The sequence below is a fragment of the Stenotrophomonas genospecies 3 genome (genome assembly GCF_054473855.1).
The window spans coordinates 41,684-65,394 of sequence record NZ_JBTMUR010000012.1 but is presented as its reverse complement, the minus strand read 5'-3'; the positions used below and the strand labels follow the sequence as shown (position 1 = coordinate 65,394).

The following is a 23,711-nucleotide window of genomic DNA, read 5'->3' as shown; positions in this document are numbered from 1 at the left end:
TCTTCGGGGTCAGCTCAGCTGGCCGTGGCAGTGCTTGTACTTCTTGCCACTGCCGCACGGGCATGGATCGTTGCGGCCGATCTTCGGCTCATCGCGCTGCGCCTGTGCAATGCCCTGCTGGGCAGCCTGCACCTGCGCGGCTTCCTCGTCGGCGCTGTAGCCGCCCACGTCCTGGTGCTGGAACTGCGACTGGCTCAGGCGCGCTTCGGCCTGCTGGCGTTCGGCTGCTTCCAGCGCCTGCACTTCCTCGTCGCTGCGGATGCGCACGCGCGACAGCAGGGTCACCACTTCGCGCTTGACGTTCTCCAGCATGTCCGAGAACAGCTCGAAGGCTTCCTTCTTGTACTCCTGCTTCGGCTGCTTCTGCGCGTAACCACGCAGGTAGATGCCCTGGCGCAGGTAGTCCATGCGCGCCAGGTGCTCCTTCCAGCTCTGGTCCAGCACGGTCAGCATCACGTGCTTCTCCAGCGCGCGCATGGTTTCCTCACCGACACCCGCTTCCTTCTCGGCAAAGTGCTGGTTGACGCGCTCCTGCACCTTGGCGGCGATGGCTTCGGCGTCCAGCTCTTCGTGCGACTTGACCAGGTCGGTCAGCGACATCTGCAGGCCGAAGTCCGACTCCAGGGTCGCTTCCAGGCCACGCAGGTCCCACTGCTCGTCGATCGAGTTCGGCGGCACGAAGCGGGCCACCACGTCGAAGATCACGTCGTCGCGGATGCCGTCGACGTTGTCCTTCACCGACTCGGCGTCCAGCAGTTCATCGCGCTGTGCGTAGATCACCTTGCGCTGGTCGTTGTTGACGTCGTCGAAGTCCAGCAGGTTCTTGCGGATGTCGAAGTTGTGGGCCTCGACCTTGCGCTGCGCCTTCTCGATCTGGCGGCTGACCAGGCGGTCTTCGATGACGTCGTCTTCCTTCATGCCCATCATGCGCATGGCCTTCTGCACCCAGTCGGAGGCGAAGATGCGCATCAGGTTGTCTTCCAGCGACAGGTAGAAGCGGGACGAACCCGGGTCACCCTGGCGGCCCGAACGGCCGCGCAGCTGGTTGTCGATACGGCGCGATTCATGGCGCTCGGTACCGACGATGTGCAGGCCGCCGGCAGCCTTGACGGCCTCGTGGCGCTTCTGCCAATCGGCCTTGACCGCGGCCTTCTGTTCGTCGGTCGCGCCTTCGCCCAGCTCGTGGATTTCCGCTTCCAGCGAACCGCCCAGCACGATGTCGGTACCACGACCGGCCATGTTGGTGGCGATGGTGACCGCGGCCGGACGACCGGCATTGGCGACGATGGTCGCTTCGCGGTCATGCTGCTTGGCGTTCAGCACTTCGTGCTTCACGCCGGCCTTGCGCAGGTGCTCGGACAGCATTTCCGAGGTTTCGATCGAGGTGGTACCCACCAGCACCGGCTGGCCACGCTTGGCGCACTCTTCGATGTCGGCCAGCACCGCGTTGAACTTGCCCTTGCGGTTCAGGAACACCTGGTCCGGGCTGTCCTTGCGGATGGTCGGGCGGTTGGTCGGGATCACCACCACTTCCAGGCCGTAGATGCTCTGGAACTCGAAGGCTTCGGTATCGGCCGTACCGGTCATGCCGGACAGCTTCTTGTACATGCGGAACAGGTTCTGGAAGGTGATGCTCGCCAGCGTCTGGTTCTCGCGCTGGACCGGCACACCTTCCTTCGCTTCCACCGCCTGGTGCAGGCCATCGGACCAGCGACGGCCGGACAGGGTGCGGCCGGTGAACTCATCGACGATGACCACTTCGCCATCGCGCACGATGTAGTCCACGTCACGCTGGTAGATCGCGTGCGCGCGCAGTGCGGCGTTGAGGTGATGGACCACGGTCAGGTTCTGCGGCGCGTACAGGCCTTCGGTCTCGCCGTCGAGGATGCCGGCCTCGACCAGCAGCTGCTCGGCGTGCTCCATGCCCGCTTCGGACAGGTGCACCTGCTTGCCCTTCTCGTCGACCCAGAAGTCGCCTTCGCCGTCTTCCGCTTCCTGCTTGACCAGGTTCGGCACGACACGGTTGACGCGGATGTACAGCTCCGGGGAGTCGTCGGCCGGGCCGGAGATGATCAGCGGGGTACGCGCTTCGTCGATCAGGATGGAGTCGACTTCGTCGACGATGGCGTAGTGCAGGCCGCGCTGGTAGCGGTCGGCCTTGGACAGCGCCATGTTGTCGCGCAGGTAGTCGAAGCCGAATTCGTTGTTGGTGCCGTAGGTGATGTCCGAGGCGTAGGCTTCGCGCTTGTCGCTGTGCGGCATGCCCGGGTACACCACGCCCACGCTCAGGCCCAGCCAGTTGTACAGCTTGCCCATCTGCGCGGCGTCGCGGCGGGCCAGGTAGTCGTTCACGGTGACCACGTGCACGCCCTTGCCTTCCAGCGCGTTGAGGTACACCGGCAGGGTCGCCACCAGGGTCTTGCCTTCACCGGTGCGCATTTCTGCGATCTTGCCCAGGTGAAGCACCATGCCACCGATCAGCTGCACGTCGTAGTGGCGCATGCCCAGCACGCGGCGACCGGCTTCGCGGCAGACCGCGAACGCTTCCGGCAGCACCTTGTCCAGGGCTTCACCGTCGGCGATGCGCTGCTTGAACTCCGGCGTCTTGGCCTGAAGCTGCTCGTCGGAAAGCTTCTCGATCTCCGGCTCCAGCGCATTGATCTTGGCGACGATGCGGTTGAGCTGGCGCAGCTGTCGTTCGTTACGACTGCCAAATACGCGGGTAAGCAGGCTGTTGATCATTGAAGGAACCGGGTTGGATGGACACGACGCCCGGCCTCCCCCTTGGGATCCGTCCGCCGCAAACGAAACAGGGCGCCTGGCGCCCTGTCGATGGCAACACCCATTGTAGCTTGGGACGGCCGCAAGGGGTTTCAACCCCGTGGGGTAGTGCCGGCCGCTGGCCGGGTACGCGTCAGCGCATGCGCGCTGGCGCTCCCACGCTTCGCTGCGCGAACCGTGGGCCCCGCTTACCTCGCCTCCACACCCCCGCGCCTACGGCGCTGCCCCCGTACTCCGGGGGCGGTAGTGCCGACAGCAGCCGGCACCCCAATGGGGCTTCAGCCGCGGCTGACGCGGCCGACCGGCGTGTTGCCGCCGTCGCCGAGGAACTTGCGCGGGTTGACCACGTTGCCGTTCTCCCACACCTCGAAGTGCACGTGGGCGCCGGTCGAACGACCGGTGGAACCGGCCTTGGCCACTTCCTGCCCGGCACGGACCAGGTCGCCGACCTTCACCACCAGGCGCGAATTGTGCGCGTAGCGGGTGACGTAGCCGTTACCGTGGTCGACGTCGACCACGTTGCCGTAGCCGCCCTTCACGCCGGCGAAGCTGACCACGCCTTCGGCCACGGCCATCACCGGGTCACCGACCTTGGCGTGGAAGTCCATGCCCTTGTGGGTGGCGGCACCGCGGCCGAACGGGTCGGCACGGGTGCCGAAACCGGAGGTCACGTAGCTGTTGCGGATCGGCATGCGCGAGGGCACGGCGTTCTGCTGCAGCTGGTGGTCGAACATCAGCGATTCCATCACCGACAACTGGCGGCCTGAAGCAGCGAAGCGCTGCTCCAGCACCTGTAAGTCGGCGTTGACGTCCTTGACCGGGATGTCGCTGGTCGGGCCGCCGGCGTCGCCGTCACCGAGACCGGGGGTCTCGTTGAAGTCGAACTCGCCGTCTTCCAGCTTGCCCATCTGGGTCAGCCGTTCGCCGAGGGCGTTGAGGCGGGTGGCCTGGGCCTGCAGCTCGCCGAGGCGGGCCGCCAGCGCGTTGACCTGGGTCTGCGCATCGCGCTTGACCTTGGCCAGCTCTGCATCCTGGCGCTCGACCTTGGCCTGCAGGCGGGAATCATTCAGCGCGCTGGCGCCAATGCCGCCGGCAAGGCCGATAATGCAGCCTACCCCGAGCACGCTGCCCAGCAGGGCGCGGGGGCGGTCCTCGAAATAGAACCGCAAACGCGCGATCGGCGACGCTTTGGCCTGTCCTTCACGCGTTTTGATTACGATCTTTTTGAATGCCATCAGTGAGTTTTCATGTCTGAGCCGAAATCCAGCGTTCGCCCCGCGTCAGTGCCGAAGCCGGCGCTGGATGCGGTGATGGCGGACAAAAGCGGGAACCCGCTGCGGCGTGCCTTGTGGCTCGACGCGCTGGACCGTCAGTTGCGCCCCCAGTTGCCGCCACCTCTGCGCAGCCGTTGCCGGCTGGCCAATGTGGACGGGGAACACCTCGTTTTTCTCGTCGAGTCCCCGGTCTGGCATGCCAAGTTGCGGCTTGCCGAAGCCCAGTTGCTCGACGCGGCCCGTTCCATCGGGCTGAAGGCCACCAGGGTGACCATCAAGACTGCGTCTCCCACTCCCACGCGCTCCCCAGCGCTCGACAACCGGAATGGACCCCACGCAGTTTCAGCCGCCACGCACAAAGGGCTACGCGACGCCTTGGCTTGCCTGCAGGACGTTCCTTCGAAGCCGAAGAAGCGGTCCTGACGACAACGGAGCATCCGGCTCCGCTCCCCGTCGCGCGTGTCACCACGGCGTGAAACATTTCGGGGGCCGGGTCGCATCCTAGCTGCCATCCGGGGGCCTGTCGTTAGATTGCTGTTAAAAATACGTTAAATTCAGGCTTCCGATCCAACAGGTTCACAAAACCGTGACCTCGAACCGGCCTTGACGCGCGTCAAGCATGCTGAATGCGCCGGACACGCCTGAAACGACAACGCCGCCCTGGAAGGCGGCGCTTTTGTCTTTCAATTCAACGATCTACAGGCATCAGGCGTAGGCCGGAGTGGCATATTCCACCGGGTCCGGGGTGGCCGGCGAGTCGAAGCTGACCCATTCCCAGGCGGTGGCGTCGGCCATCAGCGCCCGCACCAGCTTGTTGTTGAGGGCGTGACCGGACTTGAAGCCTTCGTAGGCACCCAGCACCTGGCCACCGGCCAGATAGAGGTCGCCGATCGCGTCGAGGATCTTGTGGCGCACGAATTCGTCGGCGTAGCGCAGGCCGTCTTCGTTGAGCACGCGGAACTCGTCCAGCACGATGGCGTTGTCCATCGAACCGCCCAGGCCCAGGTTGCGCTCGCGCATGTATTCCAGGTCGCGCATGAAACCGAAGGTGCGCGCGCGGGAGATTTCCTTGGTGTAGGCCAGCGTCGAGAACTCGATTTCCTGGCGCGACTGCTTGGCCGGGATCATCGGGTGATCGAACTGGATGGTGAAGCCCAGCTTGTAGCCCTCGTACGGGCTGAAGCGGGCCACCTTGTCGCCCTCGGTCACTTCCACGGTCTTCAGCACGCGGATGAAGCGCTTGGGCGCGTCCTGTTCCACGATGCCTGCCGACTGCAGCAGGAACACGAACGGGCCGGCCGAACCGTCCATGATCGGCAGCTCGGCCGAGGACAGTTCGACGATGATGTTGTCCACACCCAGGCCGGCCAGCGCCGACATCAGGTGTTCGACGGTCTGGATCTTGGCGTCGTTGCAGGTCAGGCCGGTGCACAGGGTCACTTCGGTGACCAGTTCGGCCTTGGCCGGCACTTCCACCACCGGGTCCAGATCCACGCGACGGAACACGATCCCATGGTTGACCGGTGCCGGGCGCAGGGTCATGTAGACCTTGTCACCGCTGTGCAGGCCAACGCCGGTGGCGCGGATCGTGTTCTTGAGGGTGCGTTGCTGGATCATGGGGGATGGGCCGGAAGTGACACATTAGATTAACACGCGCCCTCCCCTACCCTGGCTGAAACGCCAATGAAGGCTGCCGGCAGGACGCATCGGCACGCCGCGGGGACGCGCGTGAAGCAGGGCAGCCGGACCCATCCTGGCCCGGCGCCCGCGTTTTCAGGACATGGTGGCGCAACCCGGGGAGGACAAGCCCCGGGCGCCCCGCTTAGTCCGCCTGGCGGCGCAGGAACGCCGGGATGTCCAGGTAATCGTTCGGCAGTTCCGCCGCCGCCGGGGCCGAAGCGGCCGGGGCCGAGGGAGCGGAGGCTGCCGCGGTATCGCTGCTGGCGCGACGCAGGCCCAGACCCATGCCGCCCACGGCCTTGGACACGGCGTCACCGCCGTTGTCGAAGTCACCGAATTCCGGCTGGCCGGTGGTGGCATTGCGGACCAGCTTGATCGGCGCACGCTCGCCCGGACGCTGGGTCTTGCTGGCCGACACGCGGTTCAGGCCGGTAGCGACCACGGTCACGCGCACTTCGTCCTGCATGTCCGGATCCAGCACGGTACCGACCACCACGGTGGCGTCCTCGGAAGCGAAGCCATCGATGGTGCGGCCGATCTCGTCGAACTCGGCCATGGTGAAGTCGGCGCCGGCGGTGATGTTGACCAGGATGCCGTTGGCACCGGCCAGGTTCACATCGTCCAGCAGCGGGTTCTGGATCGCGGCTTCGGCCGCGGCCTGGGCGCGGTCATCGCCACGGGCGGTGCCGGTACCCATCATCGCCAGGCCCATTTCGGACATGACGGTGCGCACGTCGGCGAAGTCGACGTTGATCAGGCCCGGACGCACGATCAGGTCGGCGATGCCCTGCACGGCGCCCTGCAGCACGTCGTTGGCGGCACGGAAGGCCTGGATCATGGTCGCGTTGCGACCCAGCACGGTGATCAGCTTCTCGTTCGGGATGGTGATCAGCGAGTCGCAGTGCTGGCTCAGTTCCTCGATGCCCTTCAGCGCCACCTGCATGCGGCGACGGCCTTCGAACGGGAACGGCTTGGTGACCACGGCCACGGTCAGGATGCCCATTTCCTTGGCCAGCTGTGCCACCACCGGCGCAGCGCCGGTGCCGGTACCACCGCCCATGCCGGCGGTGATGAACACCATGTCCGCACCCTGCAGGGCGTCCATGATGCGCTCACGGTCTTCCAGCGCGGCCTGACGGCCGACTTCCGGGTTGGCGCCTGCGCCCAGGCCCTTGGTCACGTTGGTACCCAGCTGCAGCTGCAGCTTGGCACCGCAATTCTTGATGGCCTGCGAGTCGGTGTTGGCGGTGATGAATTCCACGCCGTCCACCGCCGAGTTGACCATGTGCGCCACGGCATTGCCGCCGCCGCCGCCCACGCCAACCACCTTGATCACCGCATTGGGTGCCATCTTTTCGATCAGTTCAAAATGCGCCATGTCCGTGTCCTCGTTGTATCCGCTTTGGCTGGCATGGGCATTCGGGCGTCCTGCCGTCCTGCTGCATGCCGGCGTTGCGGCTGTGTGGGTTGTGTGTTGCCGGTGTTGCGTTGTGCTACGGGTACTGCGGGTGCTGCGCCCGGGCGATGCCCGGTGTTACGGGTTCCGCGTCAGAACTCGCCGCGGAACCAGGTCTTGAGTTTCTTGAACATGCTTCCAGCGCGCCCGGTCGGCAGCGACGGCCGCCGCGGGTGCTCGATCTGGCTGCCCATCAGCAGCAGGCCCACGCCGGTGGCATGCACCGGGTTGCCCACCACTTCGCCCAGGCCGGTGACGTGCTGCGGGATGCCCACGCGCACCGGCATCTGCAGCATCTCCTCGGCCAGTTCGACCACGCCTTCCATCTTCGAAGCGCCACCGGTCAGCACCATGCCGGCGCGCACCAGTTCCTCGAAGCCGGAGCGGCGCAGTTCGGCCTGCACCATCTCGAAGATTTCCTCGTAGCGGCCCTGCACGGCCTGCGCCAGCGAATGGCGCGGCATACGGCGCGGCGGGCGGTCGCCCACCGACGGCACCTGGATGCTTTCCTCGGCGGTGGCCAGCTGGGCCAGGGCGCAGGCATAGCGCACCTTGATCTGCTCGGCTTCCGGGGTCGGCGTGCGCAGCATGTGCGCGATGTCATTGGTGACGTGGTCGCCGGCGATCGGCAGCGAAGCCGTGTGGCAGATTGCGCCCTGCACGAACACCGCGATATCGGTGGTGCCGGCGCCCATGTCGACCAGCACCACGCCCAGCTCGCGCTCGTCGGCGGTCAGCACCGCCACGCTGGAGGCCAGCGAGGACAGCACCAGGTCGTCCACCTGCAGGCCACAGCGCTGGACGCACTTGCTGATGTTGGCCGCAGCCGACTGCGCGCACACCACCAGGTGGGCATGTACTTCCAGGCGCACGCCGGTCATGCCGACCGGGTTGCGGATGCCTTCCTGCGAATCGTCCAGCACGTACTCGCGCGGGATCGCGTGCAGAATCTTCTGGTCGGCCGGAATCGCCACGGCCTTGGCCGCATCGAGCACGCGATCCAGGTCGCCCCAGGTCACTTCGCCGTCGCGGATCGGCACGATGCCGGGCGAATTCTTGCACTGCACGTGGTTGCCGGAAATCGAGGCATACACCGAGCGGATCTCGCAGCCGGCCATCAGCTCGGCTTCTTCCACCGCGCGCTGGATCGACTGCACGGTCGATTCGATGTCCACCACCACGCCACGCTTGAGCCCGCGCGACTCGTGCGAGCCGATGCCGATCACTTCGATCGGGTTGCCCGGCGAGTACTCGCCCACCAGCGCCACCACCTTGGAGGTGCCGATGTCCAGGCCAACGATCAGCGATTTGTCACCCTTGCGATTCATGTCCTTTCCTGCGTCCTGCTGGCTGGGGTCGCCGGCGTTTTCGCCGGCGTGGCCGGGGTACCCCAGCTCAGCGTGAAACCATTGGTGTAACGGAGATCGGCGCGCTCGATCGGCGCGTCCTGACGGTTGAGCTGCGGCAGCACCTTGACGAAGCGCTGCATGCGCGAGCGCGCGTCGTCGCGGCCGACCACCACTTCGGTACCGTTGCTCAGCACCAGCGACCAGCTGCCGCGCGCATCCATCGTCACCCGGCGCACGTCGACGCCGGCCGGTGCGAACAATGCACGCGAGTCGCTGTACAGCTTCATCACTTCTTCGGTCTGGCTGTCGGGGCCGTCCAGTTCGGGCAGCGCCAGATCGGCCAGCTTCTTCGGCGTGGGGAACAACTTGCCCTGCTCGGAAACCAGGCGGTCGTTGCCCCAGCGCGCGAACGGCTTGTGCTCGACCAGGGTCACTTCCAGCACGTCCGGCCACTGCTTGCGCACCTGCGCGCTTTCCACCCACGGCAGCTGTTCCAAGGCGTCCTGCGCGTCCTGCAGCTTGACCGCGAAGAAGCCCGCATGCGCGTACGGCAGCAGCACCTGCTGCAACTGCTCGGCCGGCACCCGCTTGAACTCACCATGCACGCGCAGCTTCGCCAGCGGCCAGCGCTCGGCGCCGACCCAGCCATTGACCACGGCCACCACCGGCAGTGCAACCACCGACAGCGCCAACAGCCAGACGAAGATGCGCAGCACCGCGTTCATGCGTGCGAGGCCTCCAGGGTCTGTTCCAGCACGCGCCACACCAGCTCTTCGAAGCTGATGCCGGCCTGGCCTGCGGCCTTGGGCACCAGCGAATGGCTGGTCATGCCCGGCGCGGTATTCACTTCCAGCAGGAAGAAGCGGCCGCTGCTGCGATCGCGCATCACGTCCACGCGGCCCCAGCCACGGCAGCCGGCGGCACGGAACGCGGCCAGCGCGATGCGCCGGATTTCTTCTTCGTCGTCACCGTCCAGGCCCGGGCACAGATACTGGGTGTCTTCGGCGATGTACTTGGCGTTGTAGTCGTACCACTGGCCCTTGGGCACGATGCGGATCGACGGCAGCGCGACATCCCCCAGGATGGCCACGGTCAGTTCGTCGCCCACCACCATCTGCTCCATCAGCAGCTGGCCGTCGTAGCGCGCGGCCAGCGCCACGGCTTCATCGAGGCCGGCGTCGTCGGTGACCCGGCTGATGCCCACGCTGGAGCCTTCATTGGCCGGCTTCACCACTACCGGCAGGCCCAGTTCGGCTGCCAGTGCATGCACCGTGGTCGCGTCCACCTTCCGGTACTGCGGGGTGGGCAGGCCCAGCGACAGCCACACCTGCTTGGTGCGGATCTTGTCCATGCTCAGCGCCGAGCCCAGCACGTTCGAGCCGGTGTACGGCACGCCGAAGGCGTCCATCAGGCCCTGCACGATGCCGTCCTCACCGCCACCGTTGTGGCCATGCAGGATGTTGAACACGCGATCGATGCCACCGGCGGCGAGCGCCTTGGCCAGCGCCGGAATGCCATCCACCGCGAACGCATCGACGCCGCGCGACTGCAGCGCTTCCAGTACGTTGCGGCCGGAGTCCAGCGACACCTCGCGTTCGCTGGAGCTGCCGCCGAGCAGCACGGCGACGCGGCCGAACACGGCCGGGTCGGTCACGCGCAGCGGCGGGAAGGTCAGCGCGCTCACGCCTCGCCCTCCCCCTTGAAGCCTTCCACCGCGATATGGGTGGCCACGGCACCGATGTCGCCGGCCCCCATCATCAGCAGCAGGTCACCGTCCTGCAGCACGTCCGGCAGCACGCTGGCCAGCTCGGCGGCCTTGCCCACCACCACCGGCTCGCTGCGGCCACGCGCTCGGATGGCGCGGGCCAACGCATGCGAATCGGCACCGGCAATCGGTTCCTCGCCGGCCGGGTAGACCTCGCTCAGCACCAGTGCATCGACGCTGGACAGCACCGCGGCGAACTTGTCGAACTGGTCGCGGGTACGGCTGTAGCGGTGCGGCTGGAAGGCCACCACCAGGCGCTTGTCGGCCCAGCCACCACGGGCGGCGGCGAACACCGCTTCCAGCTCACTCGGGTGATGACCGTAGTCGTCGATGATGCGGACCTTGGCGCCGCTGGCGGTGGTCACTTCGCCCAGATCGTTGAAGCGACGGCCGACACCGGCGAAGCCTTCCAGTGCGCGCGCGATCGCGTCCGGTGCCACGCCCAGCTGCCAGCCCACCGCAGCGGCGGCCAGCGCGTTGAGTACGTTGTGCTTGCCCGGCAGCGCCAGCACCACTTCCTGGCTGGTGCCCTGCGGCAGGCGCAGGGTGAAGCGCATGCGCGAGCCTTCCTGCACCACGTTCTCGGCGCGCACGTCGGCCTGCGGGCTCATGCCGTAGCTCATCACGTGGCGCGGGGTCTTGGCAGCCAGAGCCGCGACTTCTGGATCGTCGATGCACAGCACCGCTAGGCCGTAGAACGGCAGGCGCTGCAGGAACTCGGCGAACGCCGCCTGCACGCGGGCGAAGTCGTTGCCGTAGTTCTCCAGGTGGTCGGCATCAATGTTGGTGATGATCGACATCAGCGGATTCAGGCGCAGGAAGCTGCCATCGCTTTCGTCAGCCTCGGCCACCAGCCACTGGCCACCACCCAGCTTGGCGTTGGCACCGGCGGCCAGCAGCTGGCCTCCGATCACGAACGTCGGGTCCAGGCCACCTTCGCTCAGCACTGCAGCGGTGAGGCTGGTGGTGGTGGTCTTGCCGTGGGTACCGGCCACCGCGATGCCGCGGCGGAAGCGCATCAGCTCGGCCAGCATCGCCGCACGCGGCATGATCGGAATGCGCTGGCTGCGCGCTTCCATCAGTTCCGGGTTGTCTTCGCGGATGGCACTGGAGACCACCACGCAGTCGGTGCCCAGCACGTTGGCTGCGGAGTGACCGCGCATGATGCGCGCACCCAGGCTGGCCAGGCGACGGGTCGCCACGTTGTCGGCATTGTCCGAGCCGGACACCTCATAGCCCAGCGTCAGCATCACTTCGGCGATACCGCTCATGCCGGTGCCGCCGATGCCGACGAAATGCACGCGCGGGAACGCGCGCACCAGGTCGTTGGTGTCGTGCAGGCGACGGATCATGCGCGGCCTCGCGCAGGGCAGGCGCGGTGGCATGCCTTCTTCATACAGCTTCCTCAAGAATGATATCGGCGATGCGCTCGGCGGCATCGACCTTGGCCAGGGCACGCGCGGCTTGCGCCATCTGCATGCGGCGGGCGGGATTTTCGGACAGATCGCGCAGCAGTGCGGCAATGCCGTCGGCCAGCGTTCCGTCCTGCTTCAGCAAAACCGCCGCGCCGCGCTCGACCAGGTACTCTGCATTGCGGGTCTGGTGATCGTCGACGGCAGCGGGGAAAGGCACCAGCACGCTGCCGACACCCACCGCACACAGCTCGGCCAGCGTCGAAGCGCCCGCACGGCACACCACCAGATCGGCCCAGGCAAAGGCCTCGGCCATGTCGGCGATGAACGGCGTGATTTCAGCCTGCACGCCGGCCTTGGCATATGCCTCGACCGCTTCGGCATGCAGCTTTTCGCCGCTCTGGTGGCGAACCTGCACCGGCACACTCGTGCCCAGCGCAGCAATCGCCTGCGGCACGCCGGTGTTGAGCGCACGCGCGCCCTGGCTGCCACCGACCACCAGCACGCGCAGCGGACCCTGGCGGTCAGCGAAACGCTGTTCCGGCGGTGCGATGGCGGCGATCTCCGCACGTACCGGGTTGCCGACGAACTCCTCGCCCTTGACGAAGGTGCCCGGGAAGCCGGTCAGCAGCCGGCGCGCATAGCGCGACAGGATGCGGTTGGTCATGCCGGGAGCGCGATTCTGTTCGTGCACCAGCAGCGGCAGGCCGTGCAGGCGTGTGGCCATGCCCCCCGGGCCGGACGCGAAACCACCGAAGGCGACCACCGCACGCGGCTGGCGCTTGCGGATGATCATGCCGGCCGCGCGCAGCGCGCGCATCAGCCGCCACGGCGCGCCCAGCAGGGCCAGCTTGCCTTTGCCGCGCAGGCCGGTGATGGCCAGCGTGTCGATCGGAATGTCGTGCTGCGGCACCAGACGGGTTTCCATCGCACCGTCGGCGCCCATCCAGGTGACCGGCACGCCGCGCGCGCGCAGCACGCGGGCCACGGCCAAGCCCGGGAAGATGTGACCGCCGGTACCACCGGCCAGGATCATCACCGGGCGCACGTTGTCGGTGGCTGTGCTCATGACAGCCTCCCGAAGGTCGGTTCGATGCGCGACTGCAGGCGGCTGGTGCCACGCGCAGCGTTCGCTGCTGCGGCGGCAGCCATCGGCTCGGCGCTCATCGGTACGCTGGCGGCCACCGGCGCGGCCGGCTCGTCGCTCGGCTCGGCAGCGGCGTCTTCGGTGCCGCCGATGCGCACGGCCTGGCGGCGCTCGGCGCGCTTGAGTTCATAGGACACGCGCAGCAACAGGCCCATCGCCACGCAGGTCATCAGCACCGACGAGCCGCCGGAGGAGATCAACGGCAGGGTCAGGCCCTTGGTCGGCAGGATGCCCAGGTTCACGCCGATCGAAACGAAGGTCTGCATGCTGATCCACAGGCCGATGCCGAAGGCGATGTAGCCGGAGAAGTGCCGCTTCATCTCCACGCAGCGCATGCCCAGCCAGAAGGTCCGGCCGACCAGCAGCGCGTACAGGGCCACGATCACGCAGGTACCCAGGAAGCCGAATTCCTCGGCGGTGACCGAGAAAATGAAGTCGGTATGCGCTTCGGGCAGGTAGTACAGCTTCTGCACCGAGTTGCCCAGGCCGACGCCGGTCCACTCGCCACGGCCCACCGCCATCAGCGCGTTGGACAGCTGGTAGCCGTCGCCCTGCTGGTCGGCCCACGGGTCCAGGAAGGACGTGATGCGGCGCATGCGGTACGGCTCGATGATCGCCAGTGCGCTCATGCCGACCAGGCCGATGATCACCGGCATCGACATGCGCGGCATGTTCACCCCGCCCAGCACCAGCATGCCGGCGGTGATCGCCAGCAGCAGGGTGGACGAGCCGAAGTCCGGCTGCAGCAGCAGCAGCACCACCAGCGCCCCGGCCACGCCCAGCGGCTTGAGCATCGCCGGCCAGGTCGCATTGACCTCGTCGCGGAAACGCACCAGGTAGCTGGACAGCCAGACGATGTAGAGCACTTTCACCGCTTCGACCGTCTGGAACTTGGAGATGCCCAGGTTGATCCAGCGGCGCGCACCGTTGACGGTGCTGCCCAGGCCCGGTGCGAACACCGCCAGCAGCAGCACGAAGCAGCCCAGCAGCAGCATCTGGTTGTACTGCTCGATGGACTTCAGTTCAGTGCGGGCGGCGATGACCGCCAGCACGATACCCACCGCCAGGAAGATCAGGTGGCGGTTGAGGTAGTAGAACGGACTGCTCATCAAGGCGATCGAGCTGGACGCCACCATCACCACGCCCACGCCGGTGAGCGCGATGATCGCGCCCAGCAGCCACTTGTCGTAGCTGCCTTCGATGGCTTCAAGGCGTGTTGCCTGGCGGGACAGGTCGTTCATCTCAGCGCACCTTCAACGTGGCCAGGCCGATCAGCACGAGCACGACGGAGATGATCCAGAAGCGCACGATCACGCGCGGCTCGGGCCAGCCCTTCAGTTCGAAATGGTGGTGGATCGGCGCCATGCGGAACACGCGCTTGCCGGTCAGCTTGAACGAGGCCACCTGGATCATCACCGACAGTGTTTCGATGACGAACACGCCGCCCATGATCACCAGCACCAGTTCCTGGCGGGTGATCACCGCGATCGTGCCCAGCACCGCGCCCAGCGCCAGCGCGCCGATGTCGCCCATGAAGACCATGGCCGGATAGGTGTTGAACCACAGGAAGCCGAGGCCCGCACCGGCGATGGCCGCGCAGATGATGACCAGCTCGCCGGCGCCTGGAATCTGCGGAATCTGCAGGTAGTTGGCGAATACAACGTTGCCCGAGGCATACGCGAACACGCCCAGCGCGCAGGCCACCAGCACGGTGGGCATGATGGCCAGGCCGTCCAGGCCGTCGGTCAGGTTCACCGCGTTGGAGAAACCGACGATCCAGAAGTAGGCGATGGCCACGAAGCCGATGCCGGCCAGCGGCAACGCCACCGACTTGAACATCGGGATGTAGAAGGTCAGCGCCGCCGGCACGTCGGCCGTGTAAAACAGGAACAGGCCCGCGGCCAGGCCGAAGATCGACTGCAGCAGGTATTTCCAGCGCGACTTCAGGCCGTTCGGGTCGCGGCGGACGATCTTGATCCAGTCGTCATACCAGCCGATGGCGCCGAAGCACAGCATCACCGCCAGCACCAGCCACACGTAGCGGTTGCGCAGGTCGGCCCACATCAGCACCGACAGGGTGATGGTGAGCAGGATCAGCGAACCGCCCATGGTCGGCGTGCCGGCCTTGGAGAAATGGGTCTGCGGACCGTCCTTGCGGATCGGCTGGCCGCCCTTGAACTGGGCAAGCTTGCGGATCATCGCCGGGCCAAGCCACAGCGACAGGAACAGGGCCGTCAGCGCGGCAAGGATGGCGCGGAACGTCTGGTAGTTGAACAGCCCGAACAGGCTCTCCAACTGCTGCAACCATCGAGCCAGTTCATACAACATGCGGGGATTCCTCTCCTTGCGCCAGCAGCGCTTTGACGATCAGGTCCATGGCACTGCCACGGGAACCCTTGACCAGGCAGCGCACACCAGCGTGCAACTCGTCCTGCAGCGCCTGCGACAGCGCACCATGGGTAGCGAAATGGCGTCCGCCTTCACCGAAGGCGGACGCAGCGGCGGCACTGAGCGGACCCAGTGCATACAGCCGCTTCAGGCCGGCGGCGCGTGCACGGATGCCGGCCTGCGCATGCAGCGCCTCGCCGTCCGGACCCAGCTCGCGCATGTCGCCCAGCACCAGCCAGCCCTCTTCCAGCGCGGCGGCCAGGGCGTCGATGGCCGCAGCCAGCGAACCGGGGTTGGCGTTGTAGCTGTCGTCCACCAGCACCGCGCCATTGCGCAGCTGATGGGCAATCTGGCGGCCCGGCACCGGCTGCGCTTCGGCCAGGCCGGTCGCGATCAGCGCCAGGTCGACACCGGCGGCCAGCGCCAGGCTGGCGGCGGCCAGCGCATTGCTGACGTTGTGGCGACCGGGCAGGCCGAGCACCACGCGGGCTTCGCCGCTCGGTGCGACCAGGGTGAACTGGCTGCCCTGCGCGCCGGCGCGGATGTCGCGCGCGGTCACCTCGGCGGTATGTTCCAGGCCGTAGCGCAGCACGCGGCAACGCGGCGGGGTGCCGACGAAATGCTGTTCGAACCAGCGGCCGTAGGCATCGTCCACATTGATCACCGCCACGCCATCGGCCGGCAGCGCGGCATAGATCGCGCCCTTGGTCACCGCCACGCCGAGCAGGCTGCCCATGCGTTCCAGGTGCGCCGGGGCAATGTTGTTGACCAGCGCATAGCGCGGGCGGGCGATGTCGGTCAGGTAGGCGATATCGCCCGGCTTGCCCGCGCCCATCTCGTAGACAGCGTAGTCGGCATCTTCGGGAGCATCGATCACTGCCAGCGGCAGGCCGATCTCGTTGTTGCGGTTGCCCGGGTTGGCGTAGACCACCTTGTGGGCGTGCTGTGCCACCTGCTGCAGGATCGACAGCAGCAGGCTCTTCACGCTGGTCTTGCCGTTGCTGCCGGTGATCGCGAACACCTCGGTGCCGCGGTCGCGCTGCATGCCGGTGGCGATCTTCGCCAGTGCCAGTTCGCTGTCGGCCACCAGCACCTGTGGCAGTTCGATCGGCAGCAGGCGCTCGACCAGCAGTGCGCTGGCACCGCGCGCCTGCGCGTCGGCGGCAAAGTCATGGCCATCGAAACGCTCGCCGCGCAGCGCCACATACAGGCTGCCCGGGCCGAGGCTGCGGGTGTCATTGCTGACCGCATCGATGGCCACGTCATCGCCATGGATCTCGCCGCCGGCCCAGTGCGCGATCAGCGAAAGCAGGGTGCGCTTCATGCGATGCCCTCCCCGGCCTGGGCCGCCAGCACACCGGCCTTGGCGGCCAACGCAGCGGCGGCCACTTCGGTGTCGTCGAAGTCATGGCGCACGCCATTCACTTCCTGGTACGGCTCGTGGCCCTTGCCAGCGATCAGGATGATGTCGCCGGCACCGGCACGCTTCACCGCCAGGCCGATCGCACGCGCGCGGCTGCGTTGCACGGTCACGGCGGAGGCATCGGTGAAGCCGGCCAGGATGTCGGCCACGATCACGTCGCCATCTTCGCCACGCGGATTGTCGTCGGTGACGATGACCTGGTTGGCCAAGCGCTCGGCAATCGCGGCCATCTGCGGGCGCTTGCCGGTATCACGCTCGCCACCGCAGCCGAACACACAGAACAGCGTGCCCTGCAGGTGGCCGTGCAGGCTGTCCAGCGCCTGTTCCAGTGCGTCCGGGGTATGTGCGTAATCGACCACCACGGTCGGCAGGCCGTCTTCGCCGCCCAGGCGGTTCATGCGGCCACGGATCGGCTGCAGCGCCGACAACACCTCGGCAATGCGCGGCAGCGGCTGGCCCTGCGCGTGCAGGGTGCCGGCCACGGCCAGCAGGTTGTCCACGTTGAAGCGGCCCAGCAGCGGCGACTGCACCGCCGCGCGCTGGCCGTCGATGACCAGTTCGAAGGCAATGCCACGGCCGTCCAGCTGCAGCGCCTCGGCGCGCACGCTGGCATCGGTGGCGCCGCGCGAGCTCAGGCCGATCGGTTGCACGCCCGCCGGGAGGCCGGCGAACAGCTGGCGACCGAACGCGTCGTCAAGATTGATCACCGCGGCCTTCAGTCCCGGGCGATGGAACAGCCGTGCCTTGGCCGCGCCGTAGCTGGCCATGTCGCCGTGGTAGTCCAGATGGTCGCGGGTGAGATTGGTAAACACCGCCACGTCGTAGTGCACCGCATCCACGCGGCCCTGGTCCAGCGCGTGCGAGCTGACTTCCATCGCTACCGCGCGCGCACCGGCATCACGCAGCTGCGCCAGCAGCGCATGCATCTGCAGCACCAGCGGCGTAGTGAAACCGGTCGGCTCAACCGAACCATAAAGTCCGGCGCCCAACGTGCCGATACTGCCACTGGGCGTTCCGAGCAGGTGCCAGGCCTGGGCCAGCAGCTGCACGGTGGAGGTCTTGCCGTTGGTGCCGGTCACGCCCACCATCGCCATCGCCCGCGACGGTGCGCCATGGAACTGGTCGGCCATCGCACCCATGCGCGCGCGCAGGCCCGGCACAGCGATCGCATCGTCCGGTGCCGGCAGTTCGACCGGTGCCGGCGGTTCGAACAGGATGGCGCCAGCGCCGGCCGCACGGGCCTGCTCGACAAAGCCCAGGCCATGCGCGCCGAAACCGGCGATGGCGACGAAGGCATTGCCGGGGCGCACGGCGCGGCTGTCCAGCACCAGGCCGGTCAGAACGGGATCGTGGCCCGCCAGGGCCACATCCGGAAGCAACTGCGAAAGCAACATCGAAGGACTCATTGCGTGCCTCCCGTAGCGGGCGGCGTCTGGGCTTGCGCGCTGGGCAGCGCAGCGTCGAATTCAGCGGCGGCATCCACCGGCAGCGCGGCCTCGGCCGGCGGCGCGGGCAGGATCGAGGCCGAATGGCCGACCTTGCCGGACTGCTGTGCGGCCAGCCACGACTGCAGGTCGTCCAGCGGCACGTCCATCAGGCGCAGGGTGCCTTCCATCACGTTGTGGTAGACCGGCGCCGACACCAGGCCGCCGTAGAACTTGCCGGCCTGCGGGTCGTTGATGACGATGACGGTGGCGAAGCGCGGATTGGTGGCCGGCACCACGCCGGCGAACAGCGCGTTGTAATGGCCGCGCTCGTAACCACCCGGGCCGGTCTTGCGCGCGGTACCGGTCTTGCCGGCCACGCGGTAACCCAGCACCGCCGCCTGCTTGGCGCCGCCCTGGGTGACCACTGTTTCCATCATCGCCACCACCTGCTTGGCGACGTTCTCGTCGATGATCTGATGCGCTTCGTTGCGCTGGCCTTTGACGAAGGTCGGCGCGATCAACTTGCCGCCATTGGCCAGCGCCGAGTAGGCGGTGGCGATCTGCAGCGGCGTCACGTTCAGGCCGTAGCCGTAGGACATGGTGGTCTTGGTGGCACCGTCCCAGTTGGCCGGGCGCCGCACCACACCACCGGATTCACCCGGGAAGCCGCTGTGCGGCACCGAGCCATAGCCAAAGCGGCGCACGCCGTCATAGAACACCTGGTCCGGCATCTTCGCCGCGACCTTGGCCGCGCCGATGTTGGAACTGCGGGTGATCACACCAGTCACGTTCAATACGCCGTTGTTGCGCGGCACGTCGCGGATGGTGAAGCGCGCCACCTGCATGTAGCCCGGATTGGTGTCGATGACGGTGTCCTTGGTCACCGCACCGGCCTGCAATGCGGTGGCGATGGTCAGCGGCTTCATCGTCGAACCCGGCTCGACCAGGTCGGTCACCGCACGGTTACGGCGGGTATCAGGAGCCGCACCACCCACCGAATTCGGGTTGTAGGTCGGCAAGTTGACCATGGCCAGGATCTCGCCGGTGGTCACATCCATGATCACCATCGAACCGCCTGCTGCCTTGTTGGCCACCAGCGCGTTGCGCAGTTCCTTGAACGCCAGGTACTGGATGCGGCGGTCGATGCTGAGGGTCAGGTCCTTGCCCGGTTCGGCGGCGCGCAGCAGATCGCTTTCGACGGTTTCGCCCTTGCGGTTGCGGATCACCCGCTTGGCACCGGCCTTGCCGCGCAGCCATTCGTCGAACGCCAGCTCCAGGCCTTCCTGGCCGCGGTCGTCGATGTTGGTGAAGCCCAGCACGTGCGCCATCGCCTCACCCTGCGGGTAGAAGCGGCGGAACTCGCGCTGCGCGGCCACGCCCGGAATCTTCAGCGCGACCACCTTCTCTGCCTCGTCCGGATTGATCCGGCGGCGCAGGTACATGAATTCCTTGTCCGACTTCTGCGACAGGCGGCTGCTCAGTTCATCCACCGACATGCCGACCGCCTGGGCCAGCTCAGGGATGCGCTCAGGCGAACGCAGCAGGTCCTGCGGGTTGACCCAGATCGAAGCGACCGGGGTCGACACCGCCAGCGGCTCGCCGTTGCGGTCGGTGATCATGCCGCGCGAGGTCTTGATCGGCAGCTCGCGCAGGTAGCGGGCCTCACCCTGGCGCTGGTAGAAGTCGCTGTTGATGATCTGCACGTAGGCCGCACGGCCCACCAGCGACACCGAGCACAGGCCGAGCGCCAGGGCAACCCAACGCAGGCGCTGGCGCAGGTTGAAGGCGTTGCGGGGGCGGTTGCGGCCGGTCTTGCTCATGGGCGCACCACCACGATGTCGGCGGCCTCGGGGAACTTCATGCCGAGCTTCTCGCGGGCGATGCGATCCACACGGTTGGCTTCGGCCAGGGTGGCCTGTTCCAGCTGCAGGCGGCCGAATTCCAGATTGATGTCATCGCGCTTGCGCTCAGCGCGCGACAGCTCGATGAACGTCTGCCGGTGACGGTGACGCACGAACACGACGCCGATCGCCGAGGCCACGGTCGAGGCCAACAGGATGATCAGCAGCAGCCGGCTCATGCATCAGCCTCCCGCTTCTGGGCCACGCGCAGCACGGCGCTGCGGGCACGCGGGTTGGCCGCCAGTTCTTCGTCGGTGGCCTTGATGGCACCGCCGATCAGATCCAGCGTCGGTACGAACACCTCCGCCTCGGGCAGGCGGCGGTTGGCCGGCGGCGCCTTGGCCAGGCGGTTCATGTACTGCTTGACGATGCGGTCTTCCAGCGAGTGGAAGCTGATGATCGCCAGGCGGCCGCCGGGCTTCAGCCGTTCCACGGCCGCATCAAGCCCGGCTTCCAGGTCGGCCAGCTCGCGGTTGATGTGGATGCGGATGGCCTGGAAGCTGCGCGTGGCCGGGTGGATCTTGTCTTTTCCGCGCGGCATCACCGAGGCGATCAACTCGGCCAGTTCGGCGGTACGGGAGAACGGCTGCTTCTCGCGGCGGGCCACGATGGCGCGCGCGATACGGCGGCTCTGGCGCTCTTCGCCGTAGGTCCACAGCACATCGGCAATCTCGCGCTCTTCAACGCGGTTGATCCATTGTGCGGCGCTTTCACCGTTGTCCGGATCCATGCGCATGTCCAGCGGGCCGTCCTTGCCGAAGCTGAAGCCACGTTCGGCCACGTCCAGCTGCGGCGACGACACGCCCAGGTCGAACAGGACGCCGTCCAGGCCTTCAGCCGTCGCATCCCACTGCAGCAGCTGGGCGAAGCTGCCACGGAAGATGGACACGCGCGGGTCCGGCGCGAAATCGCGCTCGGCTACGGCGATGGCTTCCGGATCCTTGTCCATGACCAGCAGGCGCCCCTCGGGACCGAGCTGGGTGAGCACGCCACGTGCATGACCGCCACGACCGAACGTGCCATCCAGATAACGTCCGTTTTCGATCACCCTCAGGCCTTCAAGGACCTGGGTGTACAGGACCGGCAGGTGCACCGCCGGCGACTGCGACACCGGAAGGTGACCGGCCTGCGCTTCTGGGCGCATCCGGGCACCCCGGCTCACAACTTCAGGTCGAGCAACCCATCACCCAGATCCTCGTCAGACAATGTCTGCTGGATCAGGGCCCGATGCGCCTGCTCGCTCCACAATTCGAACTTGTCGCCCATACCGAGCAATACCGCCTTCTTCTCAATGCCCACCGCACCGCGGTGGCTGGCGGGGATGCTGATGCGACCGTTGCCGTCCAGCTCAAGATGGGCGGCCGAGCCGACCAGCTTCTGCTGCAACAGGCGCACGACGCGCTGGGTGTTGGGCTTGGACATCACGTCGTCGCGGACCCGCTCCCATTCCGACTCTGCATACAGCCACAGGCAGCCGGCTTCGAACGGGTTGTAGGTCAGCACGAGACGGTTGTTGCTGGCGCGCGCGACGAGGTCGCGGTAAGCGGTGGGAACCGCCATGCGCCCTTTATCGTCAACTGTGATGGCCGTCTCGCCCTGGAACACGACGCGTGCACCTATCCTTCGCCCGGTGAAACATTGAACCACGAAAACCCACAAAACACCCGGATTTCCCTCTGATGCCCACCTTAGCAGCGGCCGAAGGGTTGTCAACAACTTTTCAGCGGGGAAATCGCCAGCCACATCAATGGCTTGCAACAACCTTTAGAGAATTGTTCAAGGCTTATCCACAAGTTGCTGATCCGTCTCAATTTTTGAGATTGAACGGAAGTTCAGGGCTGTGGACAGCGCGTGAAACATCAGCCGCGCATTCATCCCAAACGGGCCGGAAGCGGCGCCAGACTGCGCAAACCGTGCACAATGAGGCCATGTGCCTGCTCGCTCTTGGCTGGATGCACCACCCCCGCTGGCGGCTGGTGATGACCGGCAACCGTGATGAGTTCCACGCCCGCCCGACGGCGGCGCTGGCCCCCTGGCAAGATGAGACCTTCGTCATCGGGGGGCGCGACCTGCGCTCCGGTGGTGGCTGGGCCGGCGTCGGTGCCGCAGGCCGGATGGCAGTGGTCACCAATGTGCGTGATCCGCTGGCCTCGCAGACCGGTCCTTCACGGGGCGCGCTGGTGGCCGACTTCCTGCGCGGCCGCGACCCGGCCGCCGTGCATATCGACCGACTGGCAACCGTGGCCGGCGCCTACGCGCCGTTCAACCTGTTGCTGGCCGACGGCCACAGCCTGGAGTTCCTGGGCAACCACCCCGCCGAGCGGCAGCGCCTGGGCCCGGGCGTGCATGGCATGTCCAACGGTGCGCTGGACGCGCCCTGGCCGAAGACCCGGCGGCTGATGGCGGCCCTTGAAGCCTGGCTGCAGGAAGACCGGGTCAGATCCCTTTCGCAAAGCGAAAAGGATCTGACCCCGGACCTGACCCCGCTCTGGGCCGCCCTGGCCGACGAACATCGCCCCGCCGACAGCGACCTGCCCGACACCGGCATCGGCCTGGAACGCGAGCGCTGGCTGAGCCCCGCCTTCATCCGCGGCGACGACTACGGCACCCGCGCCAGCACCGTGCTGCTGATCGACGCCGACGGCCACGGCCAGATCCACGAGCGCCGCTTTGGCCCACAGGGCGCAGCCAACGGACAGAGTCACGTCATTTTCTGACCGGGTCGTGCCGGCCGCTGGCCGGAATCTCTCTCCAGCAGGGGTATTGCCTACCGTTGGCCGGAATCTCTCTCCAGCAGGGGTATTGCCTACCGTTGGCCGGAATCTCTTTCCAGCAGGGTAGTGCCGGCCGCTGGCCGGCAACCTCCGGATCTTCGGGCAGGCCACGCCGCTGCCGGCCAGCGGCCGGCACGACCCGTCACTGCGATCCAAGGCTGCCAACGTCATTCAGCTTCCCGACGCAGCGCCTTTCCGCCCGCGCCACAGGGCCTGCGTTGCCGCAGCCACCCCACTGTGCCCTTTTTGCACTTGGCACTGTGTCTATAAATGCCGCCCGCAACCTCCCAAGGTGGTCATGCCCGGCACCATGCCGCGCGATCCACATCCACATGGAGGCCCCATGCGCCGCACCCTCATCCTGCTCGCCACCCATCTGCTCACTCTCGGCCTCGGCTTCGGCCTGGGCGTCTACTTCCTGCCGATCCTGATCGCTCCTGATGATCCGCCCGCGGCACAGGTGCAGGCCGCCATGAACGACGCCACCCATCACACCACGTTCCGCCGCGACCTCAAGGGCAGCGACGCGGTGCACTGGGCGGAAGGCAAGGTCAGCGTCAGCGCACGCCAGGTGGCCTTCGACGGCAAGATGGGACCCGGCCCGGACTACAAGGTCTACCTGGTCCGCGATTTCGTCGACAACAAGGCAGACTTCCTGAAGATCAAGGCGCAGGCCCGGCGCATCGGCGAGGTGAAGACCTTCAACCGTTTCCTGGTCGATGTACCCGATGACGTCAACGTGGACGACTACACCACCGTGGTGGTGTGGTGCGAACGCTTCTCGCAGTTTATTTCCGCGGGCCAGTACCGTACGCCGGGCTGACGAACGCGCGACGTCGAGGTAGTGCCGGCCGCTGGCCGGCACTCTGTCCGCCCTGCAGGCATCGTGAAGCTGCCGGCCAGCGGCCGGCACTACCGATGCGCGGTTCACGCA

At 66.9% G+C, this 23,711-nt stretch carries 19 protein-coding genes and 1 pseudogene; 3 read left to right on the top strand and 17 right to left on the bottom strand.

Features of this window, described 5'->3' with window-relative positions:
- Positions 1 to 9: 9 nt before the first annotated feature.
- Positions 10 to 2,742 (bottom strand): preprotein translocase subunit SecA, encoded by a 2,733-nt coding sequence (secA, locus tag ACX9OT_RS16335; RefSeq protein WP_032129708.1) that lies wholly within the window; start codon positions 2,740 to 2,742, stop codon positions 10 to 12.
- 317 nt (positions 2,743 to 3,059) lie between these two features.
- Positions 3,060 to 4,016 carry a M23 family metallopeptidase gene (locus ACX9OT_RS16330; protein WP_057501038.1) on the bottom strand — a complete coding sequence of 319 codons (957 nt, stop codon included), beginning with the start codon at positions 4,014 to 4,016 and terminating at the stop codon, positions 3,060 to 3,062.
- A gap of 12 nt (positions 4,017 to 4,028) precedes the next feature.
- Between ACX9OT_RS16330 and ACX9OT_RS16325 the strand changes: the two genes are divergently transcribed.
- Entirely contained in the window at positions 4,029 to 4,478 is a 450-nt protein-coding gene (locus ACX9OT_RS16325) for a DciA family protein (RefSeq protein WP_005408086.1), read from the top strand.
- A 282-nt stretch (positions 4,479 to 4,760) separates the two neighbouring features.
- Here the strand turns inward: ACX9OT_RS16325 and lpxC are convergent, their stop codons facing one another.
- From lpxC to mraZ, 15 genes and pseudogenes are all read right to left on the bottom strand, one after another.
- On the bottom strand, positions 4,761 to 5,672 hold the full coding sequence (gene lpxC, locus ACX9OT_RS16320; RefSeq protein WP_005408085.1) for a UDP-3-O-acyl-N-acetylglucosamine deacetylase: 912 nt from the start codon (positions 5,670 to 5,672) through the stop codon (positions 4,761 to 4,763).
- 205 nt (positions 5,673 to 5,877) lie between these two features.
- Positions 5,878 to 7,113, bottom strand: a complete 1,236-nt coding sequence (gene ftsZ / locus ACX9OT_RS16315; RefSeq protein WP_043397963.1) for a cell division protein FtsZ — start codon at positions 7,111 to 7,113, stop codon at positions 5,878 to 5,880.
- A gap of 170 nt (positions 7,114 to 7,283) precedes the next feature.
- Complete coding sequence (ftsA, locus tag ACX9OT_RS16310) at positions 7,284 to 8,519, bottom strand: cell division protein FtsA (RefSeq protein ID WP_005408083.1); 1,236 nt, start codon at positions 8,517 to 8,519, stop codon at positions 7,284 to 7,286.
- 68 nt (positions 8,520 to 8,587) lie between these two features.
- A pseudogene (locus ACX9OT_RS16305) lies at positions 8,588 to 9,265 on the bottom strand (cell division protein FtsQ/DivIB); the annotation flags it as partial.
- Entirely contained in the window at positions 9,262 to 10,224 is a 963-nt protein-coding gene (locus tag ACX9OT_RS16300) for a D-alanine--D-alanine ligase (RefSeq protein ID WP_049399805.1), read from the bottom strand. The gene ACX9OT_RS16300 and the pseudogene ACX9OT_RS16305, both read right to left, overlap by 4 nt.
- Entirely contained in the window at positions 10,221 to 11,657 is a 1,437-nt protein-coding gene (gene murC / locus ACX9OT_RS16295; RefSeq protein ID WP_012510048.1) for a UDP-N-acetylmuramate--L-alanine ligase, read from the bottom strand. Before murC ends, ACX9OT_RS16300 begins: the two co-directional genes overlap by 4 nt.
- A 40-nt stretch (positions 11,658 to 11,697) precedes the next feature.
- Positions 11,698 to 12,786, bottom strand: a complete 1,089-nt coding sequence (gene murG, locus ACX9OT_RS16290) for an undecaprenyldiphospho-muramoylpentapeptide beta-N-acetylglucosaminyltransferase (protein ID WP_423163749.1) — start codon at positions 12,784 to 12,786, stop codon at positions 11,698 to 11,700.
- Positions 12,783 to 14,105 carry a putative lipid II flippase FtsW gene (gene ftsW, locus ACX9OT_RS16285; RefSeq protein WP_423163746.1) on the bottom strand — a complete coding sequence of 441 codons (1,323 nt, stop codon included), beginning with the start codon at positions 14,103 to 14,105 and terminating at the stop codon, positions 12,783 to 12,785. Before ftsW ends, murG begins: the two co-directional genes overlap by 4 nt.
- Position 14,106: 1 nt before the next feature.
- The gene (mraY, locus tag ACX9OT_RS16280) at positions 14,107 to 15,192 is read right to left on the bottom strand and encodes a phospho-N-acetylmuramoyl-pentapeptide-transferase (protein ID WP_004154219.1); all 1,086 of its coding nucleotides are present in this window, start codon (positions 15,190 to 15,192) and stop codon (positions 14,107 to 14,109) included.
- Positions 15,182 to 16,576: a UDP-N-acetylmuramoyl-tripeptide--D-alanyl-D-alanine ligase gene (locus ACX9OT_RS16275; RefSeq protein WP_423163744.1), complete on the bottom strand. Its 1,395-nt coding sequence runs from the start codon at positions 16,574 to 16,576 to the stop codon at positions 15,182 to 15,184. The genes mraY and ACX9OT_RS16275 overlap by 11 nt, the downstream gene beginning before the upstream one ends.
- Complete coding sequence (locus ACX9OT_RS16270) at positions 16,573 to 18,081, bottom strand: UDP-N-acetylmuramoyl-L-alanyl-D-glutamate--2,6-diaminopimelate ligase (protein ID WP_100437881.1); 1,509 nt, start codon at positions 18,079 to 18,081, stop codon at positions 16,573 to 16,575. The genes ACX9OT_RS16275 and ACX9OT_RS16270 overlap by 4 nt, the downstream gene beginning before the upstream one ends.
- Positions 18,078 to 19,922 carry a peptidoglycan D,D-transpeptidase FtsI family protein gene (locus ACX9OT_RS16265; protein ID WP_100437880.1) on the bottom strand — a complete coding sequence of 615 codons (1,845 nt, stop codon included), beginning with the start codon at positions 19,920 to 19,922 and terminating at the stop codon, positions 18,078 to 18,080. The genes ACX9OT_RS16270 and ACX9OT_RS16265 overlap by 4 nt, the downstream gene beginning before the upstream one ends.
- Positions 19,919 to 20,182 carry a cell division protein FtsL gene (gene ftsL, locus ACX9OT_RS16260; RefSeq protein WP_005412242.1) on the bottom strand — a complete coding sequence of 88 codons (264 nt, stop codon included), beginning with the start codon at positions 20,180 to 20,182 and terminating at the stop codon, positions 19,919 to 19,921. The genes ACX9OT_RS16265 and ftsL overlap by 4 nt, the downstream gene beginning before the upstream one ends.
- Positions 20,179 to 21,147: a 16S rRNA (cytosine(1402)-N(4))-methyltransferase RsmH gene (gene rsmH, locus ACX9OT_RS16255; RefSeq protein ID WP_049425020.1), complete on the bottom strand. Its 969-nt coding sequence runs from the start codon at positions 21,145 to 21,147 to the stop codon at positions 20,179 to 20,181. The genes ftsL and rsmH overlap by 4 nt, the downstream gene beginning before the upstream one ends.
- Before the next feature lie 14 nt (positions 21,148 to 21,161).
- Positions 21,162 to 21,608, bottom strand: a complete 447-nt coding sequence (gene mraZ / locus ACX9OT_RS16250; protein WP_004143635.1) for a division/cell wall cluster transcriptional repressor MraZ — start codon at positions 21,606 to 21,608, stop codon at positions 21,162 to 21,164.
- 323 nt (positions 21,609 to 21,931) lie between these two features.
- Here mraZ and ACX9OT_RS16245 point away from each other — a divergent pair, with 323 nt between their 5' ends.
- Both ACX9OT_RS16245 and ACX9OT_RS16240 read left to right on the top strand, forming a co-directional pair.
- The gene (locus tag ACX9OT_RS16245; RefSeq protein WP_100437879.1) at positions 21,932 to 22,720 is read left to right on the top strand and encodes an NRDE family protein; all 789 of its coding nucleotides are present in this window, start codon (positions 21,932 to 21,934) and stop codon (positions 22,718 to 22,720) included.
- A gap of 400 nt (positions 22,721 to 23,120) precedes the next feature.
- Positions 23,121 to 23,600: a DM13 domain-containing protein gene (locus tag ACX9OT_RS16240; protein WP_049461627.1), complete on the top strand. Its 480-nt coding sequence runs from the start codon at positions 23,121 to 23,123 to the stop codon at positions 23,598 to 23,600.
- The last annotated feature ends 111 nt before the right edge of the window (positions 23,601 to 23,711 follow it).